This window comes from Zoogloea sp. 1C4, from assembly GCF_009469605.1.
Taxonomy (GTDB): domain Bacteria; phylum Pseudomonadota; class Gammaproteobacteria; order Burkholderiales; family Rhodocyclaceae; genus Zoogloea; species Zoogloea oryzae.
This window is the reverse complement of the sequence record NZ_SSXU01000015.1, coordinates 93,594-105,338: the sequence shown is the minus strand read 5'-3', so window position 1 is coordinate 105,338 and position 11,745 is coordinate 93,594. Positions and strand designations below refer to the sequence as shown.

The 11,745-nt window shown below is 67.9% G+C and carries 6 protein-coding genes; 2 read left to right on the top strand and 4 right to left on the bottom strand.

All coding sequences use genetic code 11. From position 1 onward, the window contains the following. The coding region (locus tag GH681_RS16895) for a transposase (protein WP_194271263.1) at nt 1-514 on the bottom strand (514 nt) is incomplete at its 3' end. 127 nt (nt 515-641) lie between these two features. Then, nucleotides 642-1,349 (bottom strand): hypothetical protein, encoded by a 708-nt coding sequence (locus tag GH681_RS16890; protein ID WP_153162706.1) that lies wholly within the window; start codon nt 1,347-1,349, stop codon nt 642-644. A gap of 450 nt (nt 1,350-1,799) precedes the next feature. Here GH681_RS16890 and GH681_RS24060 point away from each other — a divergent pair, with 450 nt between their 5' ends. Then, nucleotides 1,800-3,119: a methyl-accepting chemotaxis protein gene (locus tag GH681_RS24060; RefSeq protein WP_304951762.1), complete on the top strand. Its 1,320-nt coding sequence runs from the start codon at nt 1,800-1,802 to the stop codon at nt 3,117-3,119. Between the two features lie 291 nt (nt 3,120-3,410). After that, nucleotides 3,411-3,818, top strand: a complete 408-nt coding sequence (locus GH681_RS16880) for a YkgJ family cysteine cluster protein (RefSeq protein WP_153162705.1) — start codon at nt 3,411-3,413, stop codon at nt 3,816-3,818. A 286-nt stretch (nt 3,819-4,104) separates the two neighbouring features. Here the strand turns inward: GH681_RS16880 and GH681_RS16875 are convergent, their stop codons facing one another. Next, on the bottom strand, nt 4,105-5,757 hold the full coding sequence (locus GH681_RS16875; RefSeq protein WP_153162704.1) for a ShlB/FhaC/HecB family hemolysin secretion/activation protein: 1,653 nt from the start codon (nt 5,755-5,757) through the stop codon (nt 4,105-4,107). Between the two features lie 98 nt (nt 5,758-5,855). Beyond that, a complete protein-coding gene (locus tag GH681_RS24055; protein WP_153162703.1) occupies nt 5,856-11,474 on the bottom strand; it encodes a YDG domain-containing protein in 5,619 nt (1,872 codons plus the stop codon). Nucleotides 11,475-11,745: the final 271 nt, after the last annotated feature.

Genomic DNA, 11,745 nt, shown 5'->3' with positions numbered 1-11,745 from the left:
GCACCGTGGAATCGACGATGACCCGCTCCAGGTCCTTCGGGGCGATGGCCTTCATCGACACCGCCGCCTCGATGGTCTTGGCCAGAAGCTCTTCCACCCCCGCATCCCCCAGCGCACGACGGAAGCGGGTGAGGTTGCTCGGGTCGCAGGGCAGCCGGGTCTCGAAATACTCGCCGCCGCAAAAGAACTGCCAATAGGGATTCTCGGCCCATCGTTGAACGACGCTCTCGTCGCTCTCGCCGAAGGCGTGCTTGAGGTACAGCAGCCCAACCATCAGCCGGATCGGCAAGCGCGGGCGACCCGCTGCGCTCGTGCCTGCGCCCGCCATCTGCAAGGTCGGGCCAAACAGGTCCAGGCCCTCGATCGGACGCCCTTGGCGGTCCTGGCGAGCAAAGCACGGCGCCAGCGCCGATTCGATCTCGGCCCACCGCATTCGGGTTGCCAATACGGCCAGCGGGTGACGCAGATCGATCATTGCGTCCAGCCGGGCGCGGAAAAAGTCCGGGGTGGTCATCGCAAACCTGCGCTCCAAATCTTCCAGAAAGTGAATGCGATTGCACTGGAAACTGGAGGATTCGGCAAGGTCTCAACCGCGCGCAGGCCGCGTGAGGAAAGGCTCCGAGGAGTTCTTCAGGACCGACTCAATACTGCAGCAGCAGATTCAGATTGCTCGTGAAGTCCACGTCCGATACGAGTACCGGGGTCAACTGGTTCGAGGTGTTGATGCGGTATTGCCTGGAGACGGTCCGGGTGTGGGCGCCGGAGGCGCTGTAGTAGAGGCTGGTGACCGATACGAGGGCGGTGGTGGCGGTGTCGGCGGCGAGGCTGTAGGTGGTGCGCATGGTGCCGATGAGGCCGGTCCTGGTGCTGTCGGCGTAGCGGGTGGCGGTGAAGAGGGTGCCGAGGTCGCCGACGCGGGCGGCGGTCGGGATGGCGGGGGTGCCCTGGATCACCGTGTATTCGCTGGTGCTGGCGCTGCCCTTGGGGACGTAGTTGGTGTCGGTCCAGTCGGTGGTGGAGGATGCGAGAGGCAGCGTGATGCCATTGACCACGACGCTGCCGCTGACGGTGGTGGTGCGCTGCAGGGCAGCGGTGCCTTCGAAAGTGCCCGCGGTGACGCTGCCGGCGGTTTCGGTGCCGCTGCCGGTGACGGCGAAGCCGTTCGAGGTGCCGCTCACGCTGAAATTGCGTACGGAAGGCGTGACGAACTCGCTGCGCTGGGCGCTCTGCAGATTGAAGCTGGCGTCGGATGCCACCGGTGCGGGCGTGTTGCCGCCGCCGCCCCCGCAGGCGGTGAGCGTCAGGGCACAGGAGAAGGACACGAGGAGGGTTTTGTGCTGCGTGTTCATGATGTTAGGGCCGCCGGCGAGTGATTGGGTCAATGCAAAATGATACTTTCCAAATGGGATGTATGGCGAAGCGCATATGCATTTCGATGTATTTGCGCTGTCCGATCTGGTCGCCCTGATGGATGTGGGCAGGGCGGCCAGCGGAGCCCGCCGGATCCTGCCAAATCCGGTCGGCCGCGCCCGGTTTTCTTCCTTTTGTAGCGGCGGTTGCCGGAGGGCTTGCGCCGGTGGCTGTGTTGCCTTGCCCCTTGATCTGGTGCGGATATCCGGCCTGCCTGCGGCTGCCGGAGCGCTCTCCGACGCCCGGCGGGGCAGCTCAAGTTGCTCCCGATTTTGCCGTACAGGCAGATGGACCAGAAATGGCGCAATGGCAGTGGGTTGCCGTTCCGGGAGGTCACTGCCGTTCCGGGACTGAGAGGGGTGAAGGTAGGGATCGTGTTTTGTGGAAAGTTGAAGGCGCAGCTCGAGGCGGCGGAGGCGAGGCTGGTCGAGCAGATGGCGGTCAGCCGCGCGCTGGATCGTTCTTCGGCGGTCGTCGAGCTGAGCCCGGACGGCCTGGTGCTCTCGGCCAACGACAACTTCTGCGCGGTGATGGGCGTCCGCCGGGACGACATCGTCGGCCAGAAACACGCCAGCCTGTGCGACGACGACTATGCGCGCAGCGTGGCCTACCAGCAGTTCTGGGCCGATCTGCGCGCTGGCAAGCATTTTCAGGGACGTTTCCGGCGGCGCCACGGCTCGGGCCGCGTCGTCTGGCTGGAGGCGACCTACAACCCGGTGTCCGACGAGAAGACCGGGCAGATCGTGAAGGTGATCAAGTTTGCCGCTGACGTGACCCGGAGCGTCGAGGAGGCGGCCCGGATGACGGCGTTGGTGAAGGCGATCGAGCGGTCGATGGCGGTGATCGAGTTTGCCCCGGATGGCACCATCCTGCGCGCCAACGACAACTTCCTGGCCACCATGGGTTACACCGAGCGCGAGGTCGTCGGGCGCCCGCACCGGATGTTCTGCCTGCCGGACCTGGCCGACAGCGTCGGCTACGAGAACTTCTGGCGCGATCTGCGGGCCGGGCGCTTCTTCACCGGGCAGTTCTGTCGGCTCAACAAGCGCGGCGATCAGGTCTGGCTGGAGGCGAGCTACAACCCGGTGTTCGACGAGGACGGGCAGGTGGTGCGGATCGTCAAGACGGCGTCCGACGTCACCGCCCAGGTGCAGCGCTATCACGCCGAAAAGGAAAGCACGGCCATGGCCTCGGCCGCCGCGCTGGAGACCGAGAAGATTTCGGCCGACGGGGAGGCGATCATCCTCGAGACGGTGGCCAAGATCCTGCAGATCTCCCGGTCCGTGGATGACGCGGCGGTGCAGGTGGCGGCGCTGGGGCAGCGGACTTCCGAGATCTCGTTGATCACCAGGACGATCAAGGAGATCGCCGACCAGACCAACCTGCTGGCCCTCAACGCCGCCATCGAGGCGGCGAGGGCGGGCGAATCGGGGCGCGGTTTCGCGGTGGTGGCCGATGAAGTGCGCAAGCTGGCCGAGCGCACGGCCAAGTCCACCGAGGAGATCACCGGCATGGTCGTGGCGATCCAGACCGAGAACAACGCGGTGACGGCGAACATGAACGCCAACCTCACCGAGGTGGCGGCCGGCGTCGCCCTCGCCAACCGGGCCGGCGAGGCCATCAAGCTCATCCGCCAGGATGCCCGTCGAGTGGTGGATGTGATCCGCGACCTTTCGGAGACCGTCGGCGCCGATTCGCGTCCGGGGTGATGCGGGAGGTGAGTTGAGGCGCGTCGTCGGCTGACGGCGTGGTTTGAAGCCAGAACGCCGGCCTGCGGGTCGGCGTTCTGGCGTTTAGGCGAGTGAAGCCCGGGCGCTTGTCGGCAGCGCCGGTCGTGTCGAAGACGTTGCTGCCTGATCGGCGGCCGAGGCCCGCGGCGCCGCCGAGCGCCATGAGCGGGGTGGTTGCCGGCTCGCCCTGCGGGTCATATCCTTCAGCCCCTCGCGTTGCCCCGGCTCCCGGTGGCAGGGCGGAGGCCGTAACGTCTGGAGTGAATCTGAATGGCTGCCCCCGGTTTTTTCAATGTGGACGTGGATCGTCTCGACACCTGGACCCGCTATCGCAGCGGCTTGTGCAACGACTGCGCGGCCAACTGCTGCACGATGCCGGTGGAGGTCCGGCTGGCGGATCTGGTGCGCCTGGAGGTGGTGGATGCCTTCGAGGCCGAGCACGAGGCGCCCAAGCAGATCGCCAGGCGGCTCACCAAAGCCGGGCTGGTGGGCCATTTCAATTTCCGCAACAGCATCTTCACCCTGGCCCGGCGGGCCAGCGGGGATTGCCTGTTTCTGGATGCGACCACCCGCCGTTGCACGGTGTACGAGCGACGCCCCGACACCTGCCGCAAGCATCCCCAGGTGGGGCCGCGGCCGGGTTACTGCGCCTACGGGCCGCGGGCGAAGGGCGTGTGAGGATCTGCGGCGGGCGCGGCGGGCCGGCCCATGACTCAGGCCTTCCTGCAGGCAGGCCCGCCGGCTCGGGCCGGCAGGGCGCGATCCATCGCCGTACCAAGACGCTGGCCTGATCGGTAGTCCGCCTCAGCGGCCGGGGCGCGGGGGGATGTCCGGGAAGTGGAATTGGGCGAAGGGGCTGTCCGGAAGCCCCTTCGGGGCTTTGGATCCTTGGCGAAGCCCCGATTCGAGGGCTTGTCCCGGCGCGGAGCGGTAGCGCACCGCGCCGATTGGGGCTGACGCGGGCTCAGAAGGAATAGGTGGCCATGAACCACAGCCTCGGGCTGCGGTCGCTGGTGTCGGCGGATGCCGGGCCGCCACGGGTGCGCCAGGCCAGGGTGCTGTCGATGCTCCACTGCTTGTAGTCGACCCGGACGCCCGCGCCGCCGCCGGCGATGCTGCGGCTGGTGCTGGAGGCGGTATCCCACGGCCTGGCGTTGGTGTCGCTGCGGCCGGCGTCGTAGAAGACGAAGGGGGTGTAGGGGCCGGCGAGGTAGCGCAGCTCGAGCTGGCCCAGCCAGCCCCGGTCGCCCATGCCTTCGCCCAGCGGGTAGGCCCGCACGCCATAGATGCCACCGAGGCCGAAGCGCTCGGACGAATCCAGGTTCTGGCTCGTCCATTGGGCCGAGTACCGGCCGTACAGCGCGAAGTCGCCGGGCAGCTTCTGGATGCGCGCGATGTCGAGGTTGTACTTGTTGAAGTGGCCGGCAGTCTGGGCGGTGGCGGCATCCGTGGCGGCGAAGGCGCCGTTCAGGTTGAGGTTGCCGCTGGTCCAGGTGGCCATGCCGTAGGTGATGCCGCCGCCACCAAAACGGTCGCGGTGGTCGAACTGCACCGCAACCGGCCAGCTGTTGCTGGATTTCTCGTTGACCGTGCCGGTGGCGCCGTAGCGTTCTTCCAGTCGCTTGTTCTGGTAGGCGCCGGATACCGTGACGTTGGAGGCCTGGGAGCGCAGGATCGGGTAGCTCAGCCGCGCGGTGGTGACCTTGGCGAAGCCGGTGGCGTCGAGGGCGGCAAACTGGCCGCCGAGCTGGTAGTAGTTGTCGCCGTAGCCGATCTGGCCGCGCAGGCCGGAGCCGCCGATGGGGGCCTCGTAATCCACCGAGCCGAGCCACATGCTGTGGTCGCTGACCATGCCGCGCAGGGTCAGGCGGTCGCCGAAGAGCATCTGGCTGTTGGCGTTGAGGGTGGCCTGGAAACGGTGCTCGCCGGTGTAGCGGCTGCCGGCGTTGTCGATGCCAATCTGGCCGGAGTAGTTGGATTCGCGCTCGACCTTGACATTCAGGTCGCCGGCGCCGGTCTGCTGGCCCGGGCTGATGACGGGCATGATCTTGATGCCCGGTTGGTTGCCCAGGATGAGCATGACCCGTTCGAGGTCGGTGCTCTCGATCACCCCGCCGGTCTGCAGGGCGCCGAGGAACTTCTGGCTGCCGCTGGCGAGCCAGGCGTCGGACGAGGTGGCTTCGACCTTGCCGTAGCGGCCTTCGAGCACCTGAATGCGCAGCACGCCGTCCTTCATGTCCTGGGGTGGGATGACGCTACGGGTGAAGGGGTAGCCCTTGCTGCGGTAGTGGGTGGTGATGCGGTCGGCCAGCTCGCGCAGGCCGGCGAGGTCGAAGTGACGACCGGAGACGTCGCCGATCGCGGTGGCGAGCGTGGCCTGGTCAAACAGGGTGTTGCCGGTGATGGCGACGGCGTTCAGCGTCACCCGGGCGCCGCCCGGGAGCGTGACCGCGGCGCTGCCCGGCATCTGGATGTCGGGCACCTTGCTGGCGCCCGGCTGGGCAGGCGGACGCTTCACTTCCTGGAGGATCTGGCCGGCGTCCGGCGCGGTCTGCGCGAAGGCGGGCAGGGACAGCAGGGCGAGGGTGAGGCTGGAGAGCACGAATCGGGGAGTCATTTTTTTCATGGCATCAATGGGGTTGCAGTGGCGCGTGATGGACGGGCCCGGATCAGCTGGCGCCTTGCGGCGCGCAGCAGTCCGGGGCGGGGCTCGCGTTATTGCAGGCTGCTGAGTCCGTTGGTGTTCACGCCGCCGTTGATGACGAAGATGTCGGTGGGCTTGAAGGTGCCGCCGCTGAAGTTGTTGACGTTGATGTCATCCGCCGCGCGGCCGTTCGATGCGCCGCCGCTGCGGTTGTCCCGCGGAGCTTCGCCAGCGCTGGCCGTGGTGCCGTTGCCGGACTGGCCACCGGTGGTCGGGGCGAGGGAGACGTAGTTCACCGTGTTCGGCGTGCCCGGCGGAACGGCGTTGCTGCCGAGGGCGGGCGTGCCCTGACCGGTCGGGCCGTTGCCGACTGCCACGTAGTTGAGGCTGTCAGGCGTGGCGACCGGCGGCGTGCCGGCCGGCAGGGCTGCGGTGTTGGTCAGGAACTGCTGCACCTGCACGGGTTTGGGCAGGTATTTCTGCGGGTCGGACGGCAGGCTGTTGTTGATCGTCAGCACGCCGTCGCGGAAGCTGATGGCGTAGTTGCCGGCAGTCAGGCCCTGGGGCGTGATCGTGTAGCTACCGGCGCTGGTGGCGCCCTGGCTGTTGCCGCCGTAGCCCAGCGTGCCGCCAAGCACCGTGGCCGATTCGCCATTCACGAAGCCACTTAACACGACCCCGTTGCCGCCAGCGTACGGCACGCCGTTGGCGTCCTTGCTGGCGTTGTTGGCGGTGACGCTGAGCGGGGCCGGGGTGATGGTCAGCGCGGTGCCGTTGCCGGGCGCCTGGACGAAGACGTAGTTGCCGTTGTTGGCGGTGAGGCCGCCGCCGCTGATCCCGTGCCCGCCGGCATTGCTGGCCGCGTTGGCGGCAGTGCTGAAGGCGAGGCCGCCGGTGGTGGCGCTGGCCAGGGTCTCGCCACCCACGAAGCCGCTGACCGTGCCGGTGAAGGCCGGGTTGTCGGCGCCGTAGCTGCGGGATGTGGCTGCGGCCGTCAGGGTCAGCTGGGCCGGGGTGATGTTGGCGGCGAGCGGCGCGGTGACGTCGGTGATCTCGTAGTTGCCAGCATCCGTGCTGCCGAGGGACAGGCCGCCGAGGTTGGCGGTGACGGCCTTGCCGGTGCCGACGTTCTTGGTGTCGAAGCTGCCGGTGGTGGCCGAACCGCCGAGGCTGACCACATCGCTGCCCAGCACGCCGTGGAGCGCGGCGGTGCCGCTGAGGGTGGCGGCGGTGGTGGCGTCGTAGGTCTTGCTGTTTGCCGACAGGCCGGAGATGGTCAGCGCGGCCTTGGTGATGGCGGCGGTGAGCGGCGAGGTGACGCCGGTGATCTCGTAGTTGCCGGCATCCGTGCTGCCTAGGCTTAGACCGCCCAGGTTGGCGGTGACGGCCTTGCCGGTGCCGACGTTCTTGGTATCGAAGCTGCCGGTGGTGGCCGATCCGCCGAGGCTGACCACATCGCTCCCGAGCACGCCGTCGAGGCTGGCGGTGCCGGTGAGCGTTGCGGCGGTCGTGGTGTCGTAGGTCTTGCTGTTGGCGGAGAGGCCGGAGATCGTCAGGGCCGCCTTGGTGATGGCGGCGGTGAGCGGCGAGGTGACGCCGGTGATCTCGTAGTTGCCGGCATCCGTGCTGCCGAGGGACAGGCCGCCGAGGTTGGCGGTGACGGCCTTGCCGCTGCCGACGTTCTTGGTGTCGAAGGTGCCGGTGGTGGCTGATCCGGTGAGGCTGACGGCGTCGCCGCCCAGCACTCCGTCGAGGCTGGCGGTGCCGGTGAGGATGGCGGCGGTGGTGGTGTCGTAGGTCTTGCTGTTGGCGGAGAGGCCGGAGATGGTCAGCGCGGCCTTGGTGATGTTGGCGGTGAGGGGCGAGGTGACGCCGGTGATCTCGTAGTTGCCGGCATCCGTGCTGCCGAGGGACAGGCCAGCAAGGTTGGCGGTGACGGCCTTGCCGGTGCCGACATTCTTGGTGTCGAAGGTGCCGGTGGTGGCCGAGCCGGTGAGGCTCACCGCGTCGGTCAGGAGCACGCCGTCGAGGCTGGCGGTGCCGGTGAGCGTTGCGGCGGTCGTGGTGTCGTAGGCCTTGCTGTTGGCGGAGAGGCCGGAGATCGTCAGGGCCGCCTTGGTGATGTCGGCGATGAGCGGCGAGGTGACGCCGGTGATCTCGTAGTTGCCGGCATCCGTGCTGCCGAGGGACAGGCCAGCTAGGTTGGCGGTGACGGCCTTGCCGGTGCCGACGTTCTTGGTGTCGAAGGTGCCGGTGGTGGCCGAGCCGGTGAGGCTCACCGCGTCGCTGCCCTGCACGCCGTCGAGGCTGGCGGTGCCGGTGAGCGTTGCGGCGGTCGTGGCGTCGTAGGTCTTGTTGTTGGCGGAGAGGCCGGAGATCGTCAGGGCCGCCTTGGTGATGGCGGCGGTGAGCGGCGAGGTGACGCCGGTGATCTCGTAGTTGCCGGCATCCGTGCTGCCTAGGCTTAGACCGCCCAGGTTGGCGGTGACGGCCTTGCCGGTGCCGACGTTCTTGGTATCGAAGCTGCCGGTGGTGGCCGATCCGCCGAGGCTGACCACATCGCTCCCGAGCACGCCGTCGAGGCTGGCGGTGCCGGTGAGCGTTGCGGCGGTCGTGGTGTCGTAGGTCTTGCTGTTGGCGGAGAGGCCGGAGATCGTCAGGGCCGCCTTGGTGATATCGGCGGTGAGCGGCGAGGTGACGCCGGTGATCTCGTAGTTGCCGGCATCCGTGCTGCCGAGGGACAGGCCAGCAAGGTTGGCGGTGACGGCCTTGCCGGTGCCGACGTTCTTGGTGTCGAAGCTGCCGGTGGTGGCCGAACCGCCGAGGCTGACCACATCGCTCCCGAGCACGCCGTGGAGCGCGGCGGTGCCGGTAAGCGTGGCGGCAGTCGTGGCGTCGTAGGTCTTGCTGTTGGCGGCGAGGCCGGAGATCGTCAGCGCGGCCTTGGTGATGTCGGCGGTGCCGCTAGCCAGGGTGTAGTTGCTGGCGGTGCCGTTGCTGCCGTCGCCCAGGGCGAGGGTGCCGAGGGTGACGGCCTTGCCGGTGGCGACGTTCTTGTCGGCCACGGTGCCGCTGCCGCTGAGGGCGAGGTCTTCGCCGCTCACGACGTTGTCGAGCGTGAAGATGCCCGAGGCGACGGTGTTGGTGGCGTCGTAGGTGCGCGAGCCGGTGAGCGTGACCGGCCGCTGGGTGATGCTGGCGGTGCCGGTGAGGGAGGTGCTGCCCGACAGGCTGTAGTTGCCGGCGTCGGTGCCGCCGAGGGTGATGCCCGAGACGTTGACGCTCCAGGTGCCGACACTGGTGCCGGCGAAGGTGCCGGCGGTGTAGCCGAACACCAGATTGTCGCCGCCGACGACGCCGCTCGCCGAGACGGAAGCGGTGTTGGTGCCGTCATAGACTTTGTTGCTGATGACGGCGCTCAGGGGCTTGGGGGTGATGCTGTAGCTGCCGTTGCTGAAGTAGCCGACCGCGTAGGTGGTGCCACCCGAGCTGTAGTTGAGCGGATTGCTGGCGGTGGGGCTGACCGACGGGTAGCTGCCGACGTTCTTGCTGGCGGTGACGAAGTCGAGAGCGCCCAGGTCGCCGGTGCCAAAACCGACCGGGCCGCCGAGCGAACTCAGGGTGAGGCCGGTGGCGGCGGTGGTGCCGTCGTATTCCTTGGTGCCGCTGCTGGTGAAGATGTAGAGGGGCACGGTCGACATGTTGACGACCTGGTAGCCGGCGTTGGTGTAGCTCTCGTTGCCGCCGGGGATCACCAGCGTGCCGCAGTTGGGGTAGGACGAGCCGCAGGGCGGGTGGATGGTGAAGGTGGCGAGCTTGCTGGAGCCGTTGATCAGGAACAGCAGGTTGGCAACGGAGGGGCCGATGAACTGGACGCGGGCCTGGTTGCCGTTGTTCACGAGGCCCAGGGCGCCCAGCGGGTCGATGGTGTTCTGGGCGTCGACGCGGATGTTGCCGGTGGTCTGGGATGTCTTGAAGGTGGTGACGGTGCCGGAGTTGGCCTCCACGCCGAAACCGAATTCCTTGGCGTCGCCGGTGCTGACGCCGCTCATGTAGATGCTGCCGCCGCCCGAGTCGACGGTGGCGCCGGACTTCACGTACACCCCGCCCTTGGTGCCGTCGTAGCTGGCGGTGGTGGCGTTGGAGCGGCCGTTGATGGTGATGTCGCCACCGCGGGACAGGATGCTCTTGCTGGTGCCGATCAGGACGGCCGGGTTGCTGCTGTCGAGGTTGAGGGCGTAGCCGGTGCCGTACGACTGGGCGGTGGTCAGGCTGCCGCCGGCGCCGCCGATCCGGATCCAGCCGCCGTTCGAGTCGAGGTTGCCATTGATGTTGACGCCGCCGGTGGTGACCGCGGCGCCGTTGGCGGCGCTCAGGTTGATGTTCAGCGCCCCGCCGGTGGCGGTGATGTTGTTGTTGAGGATGATGCTGTGGTCGGCCTGCAGCGTGAGGGTGGCGGTGCCGGAGCCGGTCTTGGTGATGGCGCTGGCAACGGTGATGTCGCCCGTGCCGGCTCCGGTGGCGCCGTAGCTTGCGTTACTGCTCTGAGTGGTCACGGTGACGCTGGTGCCGCCGCTCAGGGAGGTGCCGATGGTGCTGGCTGCGGTCGAGTTGATGGTGTAATCGTACGGGTCGATCAGCCAGGTGCCACCGGTGCCGCTGGCCGCGCCGGCCATGACGTTCAGGCCCGACAGGGTATTGACGGTGGCCGCCGAGGTCTCGATGAAGCCGCCGTCGCCGCCATTGGGCGCGCGGGAGTCCAGCGTGCCGCCGGCGTTGAGGGTGCCGTACTGCATGTCGGCGATCAGGCGGATCTCGCCTTTCTCGCCGGTGGCGAGGGTCTGGGCTTCGATCACCCCGGTGTTGTTGATGACGGCGCTGGTCAGGGCGTTGGCCGCCCTGGTGGTGAGATAGACGAGGCCGCCGTCGGCGCGGATGGCGCCGCCGTTCTCGACCAGCGCGTCGATCGCGCCCTGGGTGATCTGCAGCTTCACCGGGCCGCCGAGGTCGAGGGTCACTGCATTGCCGGCGCCCAGCAGCACGTTGCCGCCGGTGGCGGTGAGGCCGCCGTCGTTGATGACCCGGGCGGCGATGAGGGCGATGCTGCCGCCGTTGGCCGCGGTGATGTTGCCCTGGTTGATGACGGCGTTGCTGCTGGCGCCCTCCAGGCGGTAGTTGCCTTCAAGGAAGTCCTTGTTGCTCATCCCGAGCGTGGAGGCCACGAGGCCGCCCACGTTGACCTGGGCGGTGGGGGTGAACAGCACGCCGTTGGGGTTGAGCAGGAACACCTGGCCGTTGGCCGACAGCGCGCCCTGGATCACCGACGGGTCGGAGCCGAGCACCCGGTTGAGGGCCACGGCGCTGGCCGAGGGCTGGACGAAGTTAACGCGGCTGCCCTGGCCGATGCTGAAACTCTGCCAGTCGGTGGCGAGCTTCGCGGTGTTCTGGGTGATGGTGAGGGTGTTGCCGCTCTGGCTGATGGTGCCGGCGCCCGCCACGATCTGTCCGCCCGTGGGCAGGTTGGTGGCGCCTGCCGCGCTGGCCGCGACCACCCCGAGGGTGATCAGCAGCGCACGGCCCGCGCGGGACATCTTGCCCCGGGCCCGGGTCGTCTCGGCAACTGCCACAAAGGCGTTGGTGCGGTCGTTCCAGACCAGGCGGTAGGTGTGATTCAGGGACGCTCGTCGCATGTTGGGTTCATCCTCGACCAAATGTGCGCGCGCCGGGGGGCGGGAGTGTGGCCTTGATTCCAGGCGCGCAATGGTTATGGCAAAGAGGCGATTACGACACGACAGGTCCGGTCTTTATGGCTAAATTGATTTTTTTGATAAAAACATCAAATTTGCTCATTCTGGGCGGCGCGAAGGTGGTGGTGAGGGCCGTCGGATTGCTGCCATGGCCTGCGGGCCCTGTCCTTTTGCCCCCCGCGTCCGCCCCGGTGGTGGGCGCGGACGTCCTGAT